The sequence below is a fragment of the Corynebacterium stercoris genome, from assembly GCF_024160105.1.
Classification (GTDB): Bacteria; Actinomycetota; Actinomycetes; order Mycobacteriales; family Mycobacteriaceae; genus Corynebacterium; species Corynebacterium stercoris.
Window position 1 is genome coordinate 1 of the sequence record NZ_JAMFTQ010000017.1, and the last position, 13,903, is coordinate 13,903.

The 13,903-nt window shown below is 66.9% G+C and carries 16 protein-coding genes, 1 tRNA gene and 2 pseudogenes; 10 read left to right on the forward strand and 9 right to left on the reverse strand.

Annotation, left to right across the window (positions count from 1 at the left end; genetic code table 11):
• Positions 1-235: 235 nt before the first annotated feature.
• Both M5J20_RS09890 and M5J20_RS09895 read right to left on the reverse strand, forming a co-directional pair.
• A tRNA-Pro gene (locus M5J20_RS09890) sits at positions 236-312 on the reverse strand.
• Between the two features lie 71 nt (positions 313-383).
• Positions 384-1,268, reverse strand: coding sequence for a metallophosphoesterase (locus M5J20_RS09895; RefSeq protein ID WP_253579148.1), 885 nt, complete (start codon positions 1,266-1,268; stop codon positions 384-386).
• A gap of 33 nt (positions 1,269-1,301) precedes the next feature.
• Here M5J20_RS09895 and M5J20_RS09900 point away from each other — a divergent pair, with 33 nt between their 5' ends.
• Positions 1,302-1,754, forward strand: coding sequence for a GatB/YqeY domain-containing protein (locus M5J20_RS09900; RefSeq protein WP_253579149.1), 453 nt, complete (start codon positions 1,302-1,304; stop codon positions 1,752-1,754).
• Here the strand turns inward: M5J20_RS09900 and M5J20_RS09905 are convergent.
• Positions 1,751-4,192: a transglycosylase domain-containing protein gene (locus M5J20_RS09905; RefSeq protein WP_253579151.1), complete on the reverse strand. Its 2,442-nt coding sequence runs from the start codon at positions 4,190-4,192 to the stop codon at positions 1,751-1,753. The genes M5J20_RS09900 and M5J20_RS09905 overlap by 4 nt on opposite strands.
• Before the next feature lie 238 nt (positions 4,193-4,430).
• On the opposite strand from M5J20_RS09905, the gene M5J20_RS09910 reads away from it, so the two are divergent.
• From M5J20_RS09910 to M5J20_RS09925, 4 genes are read left to right on the forward strand one after another with little or no spacing between them, the layout of a single operon-like run.
• Positions 4,431-4,787, forward strand: coding sequence for a WhiB family transcriptional regulator (locus M5J20_RS09910; RefSeq protein ID WP_253579153.1), 357 nt, complete (start codon positions 4,431-4,433; stop codon positions 4,785-4,787).
• Between the two features lie 39 nt (positions 4,788-4,826).
• Positions 4,827-4,982 (forward strand): Sp36 family protein, encoded by a 156-nt coding sequence (gene sp36, locus M5J20_RS09915; protein ID WP_253579155.1) that lies wholly within the window; start codon positions 4,827-4,829, stop codon positions 4,980-4,982.
• A complete protein-coding gene (locus M5J20_RS09920; RefSeq protein WP_253579157.1) occupies positions 4,982-5,440 on the forward strand; it encodes a RidA family protein in 459 nt (152 codons plus the stop codon). The genes sp36 and M5J20_RS09920 overlap by 1 nt, the downstream gene beginning before the upstream one ends.
• A 10-nt stretch (positions 5,441-5,450) precedes the next feature.
• Positions 5,451-6,260, forward strand: coding sequence for an MBL fold metallo-hydrolase (locus M5J20_RS09925; RefSeq protein WP_253579160.1), 810 nt, complete (start codon positions 5,451-5,453; stop codon positions 6,258-6,260).
• A 434-nt stretch (positions 6,261-6,694) separates the two neighbouring features.
• Here M5J20_RS09925 and M5J20_RS09930 read toward each other — a convergent pair.
• Together M5J20_RS09930 and M5J20_RS09935 are read right to left on the reverse strand one after the other, a co-directional pair.
• Positions 6,695-6,913 (reverse strand): annotated as a pseudogene (locus M5J20_RS09930) (transposase); the annotation flags it as partial.
• Positions 6,909-7,127 (reverse strand): transposase family protein, encoded by a 219-nt coding sequence (locus M5J20_RS09935; RefSeq protein WP_256478261.1) that lies wholly within the window; start codon positions 7,125-7,127, stop codon positions 6,909-6,911. The pseudogene M5J20_RS09930 and the gene M5J20_RS09935, both read right to left, overlap by 5 nt.
• Before the next feature lie 265 nt (positions 7,128-7,392).
• Between M5J20_RS09935 and M5J20_RS09940 the strand changes: the two genes are divergently transcribed.
• Positions 7,393-7,791 (forward strand): SHOCT domain-containing protein, encoded by a 399-nt coding sequence (locus tag M5J20_RS09940; RefSeq protein WP_253579164.1) that lies wholly within the window; start codon positions 7,393-7,395, stop codon positions 7,789-7,791.
• Between the two features lie 255 nt (positions 7,792-8,046).
• On the forward strand, positions 8,047-8,253 hold the full coding sequence (locus M5J20_RS09945) for a hypothetical protein (RefSeq protein ID WP_006841314.1): 207 nt from the start codon (positions 8,047-8,049) through the stop codon (positions 8,251-8,253).
• On the opposite strand, the gene M5J20_RS09950 is transcribed toward M5J20_RS09945, so the two are convergent.
• From M5J20_RS09950 to glxR, 4 genes and pseudogenes are all read right to left on the reverse strand, one after another.
• Positions 8,250-9,236, reverse strand: a complete 987-nt coding sequence (locus tag M5J20_RS09950) for an IS481 family transposase (RefSeq protein WP_253579166.1) — start codon at positions 9,234-9,236, stop codon at positions 8,250-8,252. The genes M5J20_RS09945 and M5J20_RS09950 overlap by 4 nt on opposite strands.
• A gap of 76 nt (positions 9,237-9,312) precedes the next feature.
• Positions 9,313-9,822: a DUF4865 family protein gene (locus tag M5J20_RS09955; RefSeq protein ID WP_253579230.1), complete on the reverse strand. Its 510-nt coding sequence runs from the start codon at positions 9,820-9,822 to the stop codon at positions 9,313-9,315.
• A pseudogene (locus tag M5J20_RS09960) lies at positions 9,785-10,435 on the reverse strand (IS3 family transposase); the annotation flags it as partial. The pseudogene M5J20_RS09960 and the gene M5J20_RS09955, both read right to left, overlap by 38 nt.
• A gap of 363 nt (positions 10,436-10,798) precedes the next feature.
• On the reverse strand, positions 10,799-11,482 hold the full coding sequence (gene glxR, locus M5J20_RS09965) for a CRP-like cAMP-activated global transcriptional regulator GlxR (protein WP_253579168.1): 684 nt from the start codon (positions 11,480-11,482) through the stop codon (positions 10,799-10,801).
• A gap of 259 nt (positions 11,483-11,741) precedes the next feature.
• On the opposite strand from glxR, the gene nth reads away from it, so the two are divergent.
• The 3 genes from nth to M5J20_RS09980 are packed head-to-tail and all read left to right on the forward strand — an operon-like array spanning position 11,742 to position 13,851.
• Positions 11,742-12,539 (forward strand): endonuclease III, encoded by a 798-nt coding sequence (gene nth / locus M5J20_RS09970; protein ID WP_253579170.1) that lies wholly within the window; start codon positions 11,742-11,744, stop codon positions 12,537-12,539.
• On the forward strand, positions 12,540-13,124 hold the full coding sequence (locus tag M5J20_RS09975; RefSeq protein ID WP_253579172.1) for a TlpA disulfide reductase family protein: 585 nt from the start codon (positions 12,540-12,542) through the stop codon (positions 13,122-13,124).
• A gap of 1 nt (position 13,125) precedes the next feature.
• Positions 13,126-13,851, forward strand: coding sequence for an NUDIX hydrolase (locus M5J20_RS09980; protein ID WP_253579174.1), 726 nt, complete (start codon positions 13,126-13,128; stop codon positions 13,849-13,851).
• Positions 13,852-13,903 lie beyond the last annotated feature (52 nt).

Consider the following 13,903-nt stretch of genomic DNA (forward strand, 5'->3'; position numbering starts at 1 on the left):
AAAGGCTAACCACACACCCAGGTAAGGGCTATACAACCCTGGCAGAGCGACGCGCTCTAGCCACAGCTATCTAACAAACACGACTAGATGGCCACAGAGGTTCACAGGAAAGCCGCAGTCCCCGGATCTAACTCTTATCGCGAATAAGCTCAGGTTTTCAGGTGCTGTGTACGACGAGGGGTACCGGAATCGCAACGGCAAAACCCGCAGATCACAAGACCTGCGGGTTTCTCTGTGGTCGGGATAACAGGATTTGAACCTGCGACCTCTTCGTCCCGAACGAAGCGCGCTACCAAGCTGCGCCATATCCCGGTTGTATCGTGGGCTTGCCCGCGTACTCGGGATACTCTACTCCCGCGCGACCGCTAGGCCAAAACGCCAGCTCAGGTGCGCTCAGTGACGTGAATCAGCGAGGCCGCCGGCTTGCAGAACAGCCGCGCCGGCGCGTACTTGGACTGCCCCAGTCCCTGCGATACCTCCATCCACATCCCGCCGTAGCGGTGCAGTCCGGAGGCGCGCTCGCGGTCGATGTCCGCGTTGGTTACCAGCGCGCGGCCGCCCGGCAGCCGGATCTGTCCGCCGTGGGTGTGGCCGGCCAGGGCGAGCTGGTAGCCGTCGGCCTCGAACGCGTCCAGAACGCGCCGGTAGGGGGCGTGCAGTAGAGCGATGGATAGATCGGCATCAACGTTCGGTGCGCCCGCGATGGTGGCGTAGTCGTCGAGCTCGTGGTGCGGGTCATCCACACCCGCGAGCGCGAGGCGCACGTCGCCGGCCTTGAACTCCAGGCGCTGGTGGGTGGCGTCGCGCCAGCCGCGCTCGATGAACGCGGCGCGCATGCCCTTCCACGGCAGATCCACGTACGACGGCTCGCGCTTCTGGTCCAGGACGTACTTCAGCGGGTTGACGGGGCGCGGAGCCCAGTAATCGTTGGTGCCGAAGACGAAGGCGCCCGGGCGGTTCAAAAGCGGGCCCAGCGCGTCGAGCACCCACGGCACGGCGGCCTTGTCGGACAGGTTGTCGCCGGTGTTCACCACCAGGTCCGGCTCCAGCGCGTCCAGGCCGGACACCCACTCCACCTTCGCGCGCTGGCCGGGGATCATGTGCAGGTCAGACACGTGCAGGACATCGAACGATGCCTTGCCGCGCAGCACGCCCGGCGCCAGCAGCGGCAGCTCGTACTCCTGCAGGATGAAGTCGCGGGTTTGGAGGTTGGCGTAAGCGAGCGTCGATAAGCCAAGGGCTCCGAGACCGACCAGCGACTTCTTCATTCGACCGAGCCTAGCTGAAGTACGCTCGTGGCTATGAGTGCATTGAAAGACCAGATCCGCGCCGACCTCAAAGAAGCCATGAAGGCCAAGGAGAAGGAGCGCACCGGCACCATCCGCATGCTGCTGGCCGCGATCCAGACCGCCGAGACCGAGGGCACGAAGCACGAGGTCACGGACGACGAGATTCAGAAAATCATCGCCCGCGAAATCAAGAAGCGCCGCGAATCCGCGGAGATTTACCAGACCAATGGCCGCGAGGACCTGGCCGAGCAGGAGCTGGGCGAGGCCGCGATCCTGGAGGGCTACCAGCCGCAGCAGCTCAGCGACGAGGAGCTCACCCAGCTTGTCGACGGCGTTGTCACCGACCTCGGCGCCGAATCCATGGCGCAGATGGGTGCCGTGATGAAGGAAGCCACCGCCAAGGCAGCCGGCCGCGCCGACGGCAAGCGCCTCTCTGCGGCCGTGAAGGCGCGCCTGTCCAACTAGGTGTTGTTGGTCAACACGCCGGCCAACCCGTCAGCGATGTCGTTGAACTGGCGCTGAATGTCATCCAAGCCCGTGCCCGGCGGCGGGGGCTCAGCGCCTGGCGACGGCTCCGGGCTCGCCGGGGCGCCGGGGGATGTCGGGGTGGTTGTCGCAGTGGCGGACGTCGGGGTGGTTGTGGACGCGCTGCCGTCGGACACGTTGAGCGTGATCACGCTGCCGCGGCTCAGGTTCGGGTCGGCGGGCACCGCTGAGACGACCGTGCCGGCGGGTGCGCCGTCGCCGAAGACGGTGTTCACCGTGACGGTGAAACCCTGGGCCTCGAGGCTCGCGCGGGCAGCGGCCGCGGTCATGCCGATGGTCTCATCCAGCGCGTCGCGCCGCGTGCCGCGGTTGTACGCGGCTGCCGACGGCGGCAAGCCCGACGTCGAGCCCGGAATGTACGCCGCCGCCTGGAACCACGTGTCCGCGGCCTCCCCGCCGCCGAAGAGGTTGCCCTGCGCGCACTGGCGCACCGGGCCGCCGCACAGTGGGGCGGTTTGGAGGCCGTCGTTGAAAATGTAAGTGGCCGCCGACATGCCGAGCGTGAAGCCCAGAAACGCCGAGGAGTGGTGGGACTCCGTGGTGCCCGTCTTGGCGGCCACCGGCGCAGTCCAGCCGGCGGCGTGGGCGGCGCGGGTAGCGGTGCCGTCGATGGAATCCTGGCTTAAGCCGTTCGCCAGCGCCGCGGCAATCTCCGGGTCAATTGCCTGCTCGCAGGCGGGGCGGTCGATGTAGACCTGCTGGCCGTGCTTGTCAGTCACGGCGACGATCGGGTTCGGCTCGCACCAGCGCCCGGCAGACGCGAGCGTCGCCCCGACGTTGGAGAGTTCCAGCGCGTTCACCGGCGTGGGGCCGAGGGTGAAGGAGCCCATGTTCTCCTCCTTCGCCGCGGTGGCCACGGAGCGGCCGTCGCCGAAGGAACCCTCGTCGAGGTAGGAGCGCAGGCCCAGGCGCACCGCAATGTCCACAGTGGGGGCCACGCCGACCTGCTGGATCAGCTCGATGAACGTGGTGTTGGGGGACAGTGCCAGCGCGTCGCGCAACGGCATGCGCGGGGCGTACGTGCCGGCGTTCTCCACGCAGTACGCGTCCGGCGGGCAGTTCTCTGCGCCGCCCTTGCCCATGCCGTACACCACCGAGCGCTCCGGGGTCTCGAGGATCGTGTCCAGACCGTAGCCCTGCTCGAGAGCCGCAGCGGCGGAGAAGATCTTGAACACGGAGCCCGCGCCGCTGCCCACCAGCGACGACGGCTGCGGCAGGATCGTCTGGCCCTGCTCCAGATCCAGGCCGTAGTAGCGCGAGGTGGCCATGGCGAGGATGTCGCGGGACTCGGCGCCCGGGCGCACCACGTTCATCACCTCAGCCACGCCGGGGGTCAGCGGCCCGACGTTGCGACGCACCGCCGCGATGGTCGCCTCCTGCACCTTAGGGTCCAGCGTGGTGGTGATGGTGTAGGAACCGCGCTCCAGCTCTTCCTGCGGCAGGCCCTTGTCTGCCAGGTAGGACAGGGCATAGTCGCAGAAGAAGCCGTTGTCGCCGGCGGTGATGCAGCCGTCGGGAAGCAAGGCGGGCTGCTCCAGGACGCCGAGGGGCTCCGCCATCGCGCGCTCGGCCTCTTCCTGGGGCAAGTAGCCTTCCGACGCCATGTTGGCCAGCACCGTATCCCGGCGCTGCGTCGCGCCCTCGGGGTTGGCGTACGGGTTGAGCCACTCCACGGACTGCAAAAGGCCCACCAGCAGGGCAGACTGCGCCGGGTTCAGCTCGCTGGCCGAGATGCCGTAGTAGGTCTGCGCGGCGGCCTCGATGCCGTACGCGTGGTTGCCGAAGGACACCAGGTTGAGGTAGCGGGTGAGAATCTGGTCCTTCTCCAGCGTCTGATCCAGGTCGGATGCCATGCGCATCTCGCGCAGCTTGCGGGGGATGGACTGCTCCGTGGCGGCGCGGGCGGCCTCATCGTCTTCCGCCTCCACCAGCCAGAGGTAGTTCTTCACGTACTGCTGGTTGATTGTGGACGCGCCCTGCTCCACGCTGCCGGCCAGGATGTTGGTGACCAGCGCGCGGGCGAAACCCTGCATGTCCACGCCCTCGTGCTCGAAAAAGCGGCGGTCCTCGGTGGCCACCAGCGCGTCTTTGACGTGCTGAGAGATGTCATCGCTGGACACTTCGTACCGACGCTGGTTGTAGATCCAGGCCATGGGCTCGCCGTAGACGTCGGTAATCGTGGTCACGCCGGGGACGTCGCCGTCGGACATGTCCGACAGGTTGGACTGCATCGTCTCATTCGTCCGCGCGACGGCCAGACCCCCGAGGCCCGCCAAGGGCGCGAGGCACAACGCAATGGCAATGCCCGCGGCGACGACGGCGGCCAGCAGGTTACCCACGCTTCTCAGACCAGACACGCCATTACAGTAAATGATTCGGGCGGGCGGGGGAATCAGTCACTCCCCCCACTTTTGTGATGCATTCGACAGACTTCAGAGGGTGTGAATAGACTTACAGCTGTAACGCACACACCGTTGCGGCACGGAAAGCTGCAGGCAATGCCCAAAATCACAGCGGTTCTGGGCGGGGCCTGCGGGAATTTCCTCGCCGTAAGCATCTGCTCTCTCGAGCGGAGACCTCCTGAAAGGGGATGTGATGACCGCCACGCTAGGACGCACCACATACGCGGCAGCGCCGACTACCGCCCGGAAGTGCAACGCCGCAGGCAATCTGGTCTTCGATCGAGGGGAGTGGGTGACCCAGGCGCACTGCCGCTCCGGCGACCCGGACGCCCTCTTCGTGCGCGGTGCGGAACAGCGCAAGGCGGCCGCGGTGTGCCGCCGCTGCCCGGTGCAGATGGAGTGCCGCGCAGATGCCCTGGACAACAAGGTGGAGTTCGGCGTGTGGGGCGGGCTGACGGAGCGTCAGCGCCGCGCGGTGCTGCGCAAGAACCCGCACGTGACTGACTGGGCCGCGTACCTCGCATCCGGTGCGGAGATCGAGGGCTTGTAGCACGCTCCTGCCGAGCCGGCGCGCGCTACGCTAGTGCCCATGACGAAATGGGAATACGCCACCGTGCCGCTGCTCAGCCACGCAACCAAGCAGATCCTGGACACCTGGGGTGAGGACGGCTGGGAGCTTGTCGCAGTCGTTCCGGGCCCGAACCCGGACAACGTTGTCGCCTACATGAAGCGAGAGGTGAACTAATGTCGCACGCTGCTCGTTTGCAGGAGCTGGGGATTGAACTTCCGAGCGTCGCGAAGCCTGTTGCTGCGTACGTGCCTGCGGTGCAGGCGGGTGACCAGGTGTGGACCTCCGGCCAACTCCCGTTCAAGGACGGCGAGCTGATGGCCGTCGGCAAGGTTGGTGCCGACGTCAGCGCGGAGGACGCGTACACCTACGCGCGCCAGGCTGCGCTGAACGCAATCGCGGCGGTGGACGCCCTCGTCGGGGTGGACAACGTTGCGCGCGTGCTCAAGGTTGTCGGGTTTGTTGCATCGGATCCGTCGTTTAGCGGGCAGCCCGCGGTGATCAACGGCGCGTCCGAGCTCATGCAGGAAGTATTCGGCGAGGCGGGCGAGCACGCCCGTTCCGCCGTGGGTGTCGCGGTGCTGCCGCTCGATTCCCCGGTTGAGGTGGAGTTGGTCGTAGAGCTGAAGCGGTAGAGTGGGGGGTATGAAACACCCCGCCTACAGTCAGCTGCGCCCTGTGACGGCTTCCGTCGCTGTCGTTCTCGCGCCCAACCCCAGCTACGCGGCCCTCGAGGGCACGAACTCGTGGGTGATCCGCGGCCCGGAAGACACGGCGAGCATTGTGGTGGACCCGGGCCCGGAGGATGAGGGGCACCTCAACGTGCTGCAGGCCAAGGCCGAGAAGGTCGGGCTGATCCTGCTCACCCACCGCCACCACGACCACGCCGATGGCGCAGCGCGCTTCCACCAGCTCACGGGCGCGCCGGTGCGCGCGTTCGACCCGCAGTACTGCATCGCGGGCGACCCGCTTGCCGACGGTGAAGTTATCTCCCTCGACGGCGTCACCCCCACCCTCAAGGTTGTGGCGGCGCCTGGCCACACCCGTGACTCTGTGTGCTTCTACGTCTACCCGTCCGGCGAGGACGGCGCGGAGCTCGAGGGCATCATCACCGGTGACACCATCGCCGGCCGCCACACCACCATGATCTCCGAGACCGACGGTGACCTCGGCGATTACATGGAGACGCTGGCCAAGCTGGAGGAGGACGGCAAGTCCGTCACCCTGCTGCCGGGCCACGGCCCTGAGGGCGAGGATCTTTCCGCATTCGCCCGCAAGTACATCGACCGCCGTAACCAGCGCCTCGACCAGATCCGCGAGGCACTCAAGGAGCACGGCGACGACGTGGACATCAACACGCTGGTCGACGCGATCTACGACGACGTTGACCCTGTCCTGCGCGGCGCTGCCGAGCAGTCCACCCGTGTGGCGCTGCGTTACCTGCGGAAGTCGTAGCGGGGGCGGTGGCGTCGGGCGGCGGGGTCGGGCGGCGTCGGGCGGCGTCGCGGTTTCGGGCGGCGTCGCGGCCGGGCGGCCTAGCTTCACCCCCTGTCAGGCTGTAAATGCCCTGGTCAGGGGGTTTTTCTTTAAGGGGCATAACTGCAGGTCAGGTTCCGGGGCAGGTGTTTAGGGGCATACCAGCTGGTCGGGGCCGTGCTGGTCGGATGTCGTCGAAAAAGTGAATAAAATCTGTGCCAGCATGTATGCCCTTAAACACCTGCCCCGGAATACCTGCCCGTAAACACATGCCCGGGAATACCTGCCCCGGAGGCGTGCCGGTCCCGGGCCGCCGCCCTGGGCCACCGCCCCGGCCGCCGGGGCCGTCACCTCACGTCGCTGACCTATACCCCAATAGTGGCGGAGGGGTGAATTTGTAAAACCGGGCGGGATCATGCGGTGTTTGCGCCACGTTTGAATACTTCGTGGAGTATCTCACGTGGGGTTGCGCCGTGGAGGATTTGGCGTGGTGTTTCATTGAGCTCGTTTTGCACCCAGGCCACGTGTTCTGGGGTGATGGTTGAGAAGTCGGTGCCTTTTTCATAGAACCGGCGTCTGATCTCCCCGTTGGTGTTTTCGTTGGTGGGCCGCTGCCACGGCGAGCGCTCACACGGCGCACCGCCACAGCCGCTTGCGCCACACCAGCAGCACCGGCCGCCCCGCCGAGGGGATGTCACGCACCAGATGCTCGCGCCGGCCGTGGGCCACCGCGACCACCCCGCACCGCGGGCACCCGGTCACCGACTCGAAGGTCTCCACCAACAGCTCCAGCTCACCGCCGTACTCACCGGCGGCAAGCACCACCAACCCCGAGATGCCGAGCATCGCAGCGGGCAGGACGGTAGCCTCAACACTCACCTGGGACTCCTCTCGATCCGTTGCTTGGTCGCTACGAATCGTGGAGTCCCAGGCCCGTCTTCACCAGCCCAACCCGGTCAGCGTGTCGCAACCCGGCTACCACACTTGGTGAGGAAGAGCTGCTAACGTGGTTCGGCGACGGCCCGAGCACGTCCTTGTTCCTAACCGTCGTGTGCTGGGGTCCGCGTGGACCGCTCGGCCAGCGTCCATCCAGTCAGGAGGCAGTCAGCAGATGTTCGACGACAACGGCTCATTCCTACTCGCCATGTTCGAGTTCTTCATCTTCTTCGCATGGTTCATGTCCCTGTGGTGGATCTTCGGAGATCTCTTCCGTAGCAAGGACCTCGGCGGCTTCGCGAAGACGCTGTGGGTGGTGTTCATCATCGCGCTGCCGTTCATCGGAATGCTCGCGTACCTGCTTGTTCGAGGTCGGGGGATGACCGACCGCGCGGTCGAGGCGCACCAGGAGCTCCAGCAGCGGCAGGATGAGTACATCAAGTCCGTCGCCGGCGGCTCCGCCGGATCGAGCCCGACCGATGAGATCGCCTCGGCGAAGGCCCTTCTCGACTCGGGAGCGATTACCCAGCAGGAGTTCGACCAGATCAAGGCAAGGGCGCTCTCCTCGGTCTGACCCTGGTCCGCTCCCTCGCCAGCCGCAGCGTCGCGGTCCGAGGGCGGCCATCCGGCGCGGCCTTGTCGCGGGGCGAATTCGCGGTTCGCCGGACGCTGGCCAGCTTGGCTCCTAGGCTCCGGGTGCCGCGCCGCCATCGAGGGGGCGCCACCTGACCTTGGGGGTCACTCGATGGCTCTGGTTGTGCACCGGTTCACAGCGTAAGGTCGCGCCCGCCACCCTCGGCGCCGCTTCTGTCGAGGGTGGTCCTTCTCTATGCCACAAGGTCAGCGCGGCGCTGGGATCTCCTGGCCGCAGCGGGGCGAGGTCAGCGTCGACGCCGCCTCGACCACCACTGAACTGGACGGCAGCGGAGTGGTCGTCGCACCGCGATGGCTGACGCAGCTCAGTGCCGGCCACGTACTGGTCGGCGACTCGGGCGAGACCGTGCCGCGCGATCAATTCGAGAGCACCTGCGACTAGCTGTACTGACCGGGTACGTTGGTCAAGCGTGAGAAGGGCGGCTGGTTCCCGCAAGCGGTGTGGGGCCGGTGGTGGTTGTAGTAGTGCAGCCAGCCGTCGAGTTCTCCGCGACGTTCGGTCTCGCTGGTGTAGCAGCGGGCGTAGGCCCAGCCGTCGGCCAGGGTGCGGTGGAAGCGTTCGATCTTCCCGTTGGTCTGCGGCCGATAGGGCCAGGTGCGCTTGTGCCGGATACCGAGCTCGTGGCAGGTGTCTCGCCACAGGTGTGAGCGGTACGCGCCGCCGTTGTCGGACAGGACCCGCTCAACGGTCACCCCGCGTGCGTTGAACCACTTGACGGCCCGAACGAGGACCGCGGTGGCGGTGAGGGCAGTTTCGTCGTCGTGGATCTCGGCGTAGGCGGCGCGGGAATGGTCGTCGATGACGATGTGGACGTAGGCCTTGCCCATCAACGGGTTGCTGTACTTGTTCTTGGGCTTGCCCGGGGTGGCGGCGCGGTTCTTCTCGCCCTGCTGGCGGCCGACGTAGCGCCAGCCGCCGCCGTCGGGGATGTTGCCGAGCTTCTTCACGTCGACGTGCAGCATCGCCCCGGGGTGGTCGTGCTCGTAGCGGCGGACCGGCTCCCCGGTTGCCCGGTCGACATGCGAAAGCCGGTTCAGGTGCGCGTCGACCAGGATCCGGTGGACCGTCGACGGCGCGATCCCCAGCCGGCACGCGAGCTGGACCGGGCCCTCGCGCAATCGGAGGCGGAGCTGGATGCAGCGCTTCGTCGTCTTCGGGTTGGTCCTGTTTGGCGAGTGGTGAGGCCGCGAGGGGCGGTCCTGCATGGACTGGCCCGCCCGGTAGCGGTCGGCCCAGCGCTTCACAGTGGGCCAAGAGACCTGAAACCTGGCGGCGACCTCGCTTATCGGCCAGCTCTGGTCGACCACGAGCTGGGCGACGATCAAGCGATGGCGCGGCGTGAGAGCGGCGTTGGGATGAGACATGAAGAAGCCTCCCTGAGTGGCAGACGCCGCCCAAGAAGGCCAAGTGCCCCCGCGGGGCGGCTCGAAGGTGTGTGAGTCAGGCAGCAGCGGAAACGTGCAGTACCTCGTAGGCGGCGACATCGGTGGAGCTCTCGTCGGCTTCACGGGTGCAGAGTTCGACGAGGATGACGGTCCAGGCCGTGACGTCGACGGCGGCGACGCGGGCCACGGTGGAGTCAGTGGTCGTGGCGAGGAATTCCGCGGTGATGTCCTCGATGCAGTGGGACGGCGCGGCGCCAACCGGGAGGGGCACGGTCTTGACGGTCAGGCTTCGGGCTGCGGAGTAGTCGGCCGGGCCGGCAACAAACTGGTGGACAGTCCAGTCGTGGATCGGGTAGCGGCCGAAGTCGCGCACGATGGCCGAGTAGCCGGGTTCGCCCCAGCAAAACTGACGCATTCCGTCGATGTCGCGCCAGACGTAGAAGGGTGCGTAAGCGTTCCGGGGTGCACCCTTGGCATTCTCCTGGATGAGGTAGGCCTTGAATGAAGCGTCCTGGTTTTCGTTCCGCTTATTGAACGCCCAACGGGTGGGCGTGTGATTGTTGATAGTAGGCGTCTTCCATCTCTTGTGGGGTGATGTATCCCAATGACTCGTGCAGGCGGTGGTTGTCTCACAAGTACACCCAGCGAAGGGTCGCGATCTCGACTTCCCCAACCGATGCCCACGGCCGGTGGGGATAGATCAGCTCGGTCTTGTAGAGACCGTTGACCGTTTCCGCCAACGCGTTGTCGTAGGAATCGCCGACGGTGCCAACGGACGGATCAATCCCAGCTTGAGCAAGCGCCTCACTGTAACGGATGGACACATACTGCGAGCTGCGATCGCTGTGGTGAACGAGCCCTTCAGCGCGGGGGTCGCCTGCGTGATAAAGAGCATGCTCAAAAGCCTCAAGAGGCAGCTCATCGGTGCGCATGCTCGCCCTGGTGGCAACCCCGACAATCTTGCGGGAGTACGCATCGGTGATGAACGCGGTGTACGCAAACCCCGACAGGGTACGCACGTAGGTGATGTCAGCGACCCACAGCCGGTGCGGCGCTGACGCGGTGAAGTCACGATTGACCAGATCAGGACGACAATCCGGGACATCAGCCCGAAGCGTTGTGATCGGAGTGCGGCCCCTTCTGCGGCCTTGGATGCCGGCGAGTTTCATCAACCGTGCCTCTGCGGCGGTACAACCCCGGCAGCTTTCATCCAGTCGTACACCCGGTCCGGACCCACACCAACATCACGGGCGACGGCGTACACACCCTCACCCGCCTCAACCCTGGCCAGCGCAGCCTCGCGCACATGCATAGGAGTCCCACGACGACCCACAACAACCTCCCTGTCAGGTGGCGCATTCACCACCTGACCGCGCGCCGCAGGTCGCAGCTCCCGCCCTCATCACTATTGGGGCATGACTATGGGGGTACGCGACTGTGAGCGGCCAAACGGCACCGTGCGCGACGCGCGCAGCCGCCCAGCGTACCAGCCGCCCGGCGTACCTACCGCGATGGGCCGCCGCGCGCAGCAGCCGGCCTACCTACCGCGCGCGGCGGGCGAGGTGCTCGGTGTTCACGATGAGCACGCTCTTGCCTTCGAGGCGGATCCAGCCGCGGTGGGCGAAGGTCGCGAGCGCCTTGTTCACAGTCTCGCGGGAGGCACCGACAAGCTGGGCGATCTCCTCCTGCGTGAGGTCGTGGTTGACGCGCAGCGCGCCGCCTTCCTGGGTGCCGAAGCGGTTTGCCAGCTGCAGCAGCGTCTTGGCCACGCGGCCGGGGACGTCGGTGAAGATGAGGTCCGCGAGCGAGGCGTTGGTGCGGCGCAGGCGGCGGGCCAGGACGCGCAGCAGCTGCTGGGAAATCTCCGGGTGGTCCTCGATCCAGTGCTTCAGCATGGTGGAGTCCATCGTCGCGGCGGTCACTTCGGTGACGCACACGGCGGAGGAGGTGCGCGGACCTGGGTCGAAGATGGAGAGCTCGCCGAACATGTCGGAGGGGCCCATGACAGACAGCAAGTTCTCGCGGCCGTCCGGTGCGTGGCGGGCGAGCTTCACCTTGCCGCCGACGATGATGTAGAGGCGGTCGCCGGGCTCGCCTTCGTCGAAAATCGTGGTGCCGCGGGGAAAGGTGACCGTTTCCATCTCGCTGATCAGGGCGGACACCGCTTCGGGGTCCACCCCCTGGAAGATGCCCGCGCGTGCGAGGGTGTCTTGAACGCCTTCCATTGATCCTCCCGAGTGCAATTTGTCACGTCGACGGCATATTGACTGTTTTGTCACATGTGGTCTGTCTCACGCGAGGATACCACCATTGCCCGTGGCCGGGGCCGATTTCGCTACTTCGGCGGCTGGGTCGCGCCGAGGACAGTGCGCTCGAGCCGCTCCATAGCCACGGTGAACAGCCCGAGGCCGAGGGGAACGAGGGCGGCGACGAGAATCATCATGGGTTCCATCCTAAAAGAACCCGCCCGCTAGCATGGTCCCCATGCCTGCAGAAACTCCCGAGCGCCGCGTCCGCCGCCCCGGCACCCATCCGGCGGCGAAGGGCACGGAGACCCGGCTGGGGCTGGTCCGCCGCGTGCGCCGCATCAACCGCGCGCTCGCGGAAGCGTTCCCTGACGCGCACGCGGAGCTGGATTTCACCAACCCGCTGGAGCTGCTCGTGGCCACGGTGCTATCGGCGCAGACCACGGACGTGCGCGTCAACCAGGTCACGCCGGAGCTCTTCCGACGCTTTCCGACGGCCGAAGCCTACGCCTCTGCCTCCCAAGAAGAGGTCGAGGAGATCATCCGGCCCACCGGTTTCTTCCGCTCGAAGGCGGCGAACGTGATCGGCCTCGGCCAGGCGCTGGTGGCGGATCACGGTGGCGAGGTGCCGGAGGCGCTCGAGGATCTGGTGCGGCTGCCCGGCGTGGGCCGCAAGACTGCGCACGTGGTGCGTGGGAATGCGTTTGGGTTGCCGGGATTGACCGTCGATACGCATTTCCAGCGCCTTGCGCACCGCCTCGCGCTGACGGAAGAGAAGGACCCGGTGAAAATCGAGCACGCCGTGGCTGAGCTGCTGGAAAAGCGCGAGTGGACCATGTTCTCGCACCGGATTATTTTCCACGGACGGCGGGTGTGCCACGCTCGCAAGGCGGCGTGCGGGGCGTGCCCGATTGCGTTCGACTGCCCGAGCTTCGGCCAGGTCGGGCCGACGGACCCGGCGGAGGCGGCGGCGCTGGTGACGGGTGAGGAGCGGGGGCACATTCTGCGCATGGTCGGGATCGAGGGTGAGGCGTAGATGAAGAAGTCCGTTGCGGGGAGCGTGATCGTGATTGTGCTGGTCACGGTCGCGGTGATTGCTGGAGCGGTACTGCTGCTGCGCCCGGACAGCGGCGCCGAGACGGCTGCGCCGGATTCGCCCCTGATCACCGGAGCGCCGCGCCCGCAGATCATCCCGGGTGCGGATCAGCGCGCGGACTGCGTGGAGGGCGGCGTCGGCGGCATTGACCTGCCGTGCCTCGGCGGGCGCAGTGTGCCGGGTGAGCACGCCGAGATCACCCTGGTCAACGTGTGGGCGTGGTGGTGCGATCCGTGCAAGCGCGAGCTGCCGATCACCCAGGCGTTCGCGGATGCCCACCCGGAGATTGAGGTTGTGGGTGTGCACGCGGACCCGAACGCCGCGAACGGCGTGGCGCTGTTGAATGACCTCGACGTGCGTTTCCCCAGCTACCAGGACGACAACAACCGCTATGCGGGCCTGCTCGGTCTGCCGGGCGTGGTGCCGATCATGCTGGTGTACAAGGGCGGCACGCCGGTGGGCATGTTCCCGCACGCGTTTCACTCGCTGGCGGAGCTTGAGGCGTCGGTAAGCGGAGTGCTCTAGCGTGGCCGACGTCCCACTTCAGCCCGAGGCCGCGCCCGCCTGGTTGCGGCCGCTCGTCGCCGCGCTCGCCGACGACACCCTGGCCGACCGCGCCCGAGAACTGCTGGCCACGCGCGTGCCACAGCGCGGGGAGAAGGACCAGTCGGCGGTGCTCATGCTCATCGCCGGCGATCCGCACGCGGAGCGCATGCCTGCCGACGCTCGCCTGCTGATCACCCACCGCAGCCCCGACATGCGGAGCCATTCCGGCCAGATGGCCTTTCCCGGCGGCCACATCGAGGAATCGGACGGCGGGCCGGTTGCGGCTGCGCTCCGCGAGGCGTGGGAGGAGACTGGTCTGGACTCAGCCCGCGTCACGCCGCTGGCGGTGCTGCAGCCGGTGACCACGGGTGGGTCGCGCCGCCGCGTGCGCCCCGTGCTGGCGTACGCGGAGGATCCGGGCGAGGTGTACCCGGCCAGCCTCGCGGAGACTGACGACGTCTTCTTCGTGCCGCTGCGCGAGCTCATTGATCCAGCGAAACGCATCGAGGCGGGTTGGCGCGCCTGGTCCGGGCCGGCGTTCCACGTGGGCTGCTACGTGGTGTGGGGATTTACCGGCGTGCTCGTGTCGGTGCTGCTGGAGCTCGCCGGGTGGGCGGAGCCGTGGGACGACACGGTGCGGGACCTGAACGCGGTGCTGGAGGAGTCCTGCAACGGCGAGCCGCGGATTCCTGGCACCCGCGAATAGCACCGACGGCGCGTAGGATGGGCGTGTTTGTGACCCGAGGCGAGGAGGTGCC

What these genes read in the sequence shown, in the direction of transcription:
- M5J20_RS09895 (WP_253579148.1), bottom strand. Translation starts at nt 1,268, where the DNA reads ATGAAGAAGTCGCTGGTCGGTCTCGGAGCCCTTGGCTTATCGACGCTC.
- M5J20_RS09900 (WP_253579149.1), top strand. Translation starts at nt 1,302, where the DNA reads ATGAGTGCATTGAAAGACCAGATCCGCGCCGACCTCAAAGAAGCCATG.
- M5J20_RS09910 (WP_253579153.1), top strand. Translation starts at nt 4,431, where the DNA reads ATGACCGCCACGCTAGGACGCACCACATACGCGGCAGCGCCGACTACC.
- sp36 (WP_253579155.1), top strand. Translation starts at nt 4,827, where the DNA reads ATGACGAAATGGGAATACGCCACCGTGCCGCTGCTCAGCCACGCAACC.
- M5J20_RS09920 (WP_253579157.1), top strand. Translation starts at nt 4,982, where the DNA reads ATGTCGCACGCTGCTCGTTTGCAGGAGCTGGGGATTGAACTTCCGAGC.
- M5J20_RS09925 (WP_253579160.1), top strand. Translation starts at nt 5,451, where the DNA reads ATGAAACACCCCGCCTACAGTCAGCTGCGCCCTGTGACGGCTTCCGTC.
- M5J20_RS09935 (WP_256478261.1), bottom strand. Translation starts at nt 7,127, where the DNA reads ATGCTCGGCATCTCGGGGTTGGTGGTGCTTGCCGCCGGTGAGTACGGC.
- M5J20_RS09940 (WP_253579164.1), top strand. Translation starts at nt 7,393, where the DNA reads ATGTTCGACGACAACGGCTCATTCCTACTCGCCATGTTCGAGTTCTTC.
- M5J20_RS09945 (WP_006841314.1), top strand. Translation starts at nt 8,047, where the DNA reads ATGCCACAAGGTCAGCGCGGCGCTGGGATCTCCTGGCCGCAGCGGGGC.
- M5J20_RS09950 (WP_253579166.1), bottom strand. Translation starts at nt 9,236, where the DNA reads ATGTCTCATCCCAACGCCGCTCTCACGCCGCGCCATCGCTTGATCGTC.
- glxR (WP_253579168.1), bottom strand. Translation starts at nt 11,482, where the DNA reads ATGGAAGGCGTTCAAGACACCCTCGCACGCGCGGGCATCTTCCAGGGG.
- nth (WP_253579170.1), top strand. Translation starts at nt 11,742, where the DNA reads ATGCCTGCAGAAACTCCCGAGCGCCGCGTCCGCCGCCCCGGCACCCAT.
- M5J20_RS09975 (WP_253579172.1), top strand. Translation starts at nt 12,540, where the DNA reads ATGAAGAAGTCCGTTGCGGGGAGCGTGATCGTGATTGTGCTGGTCACG.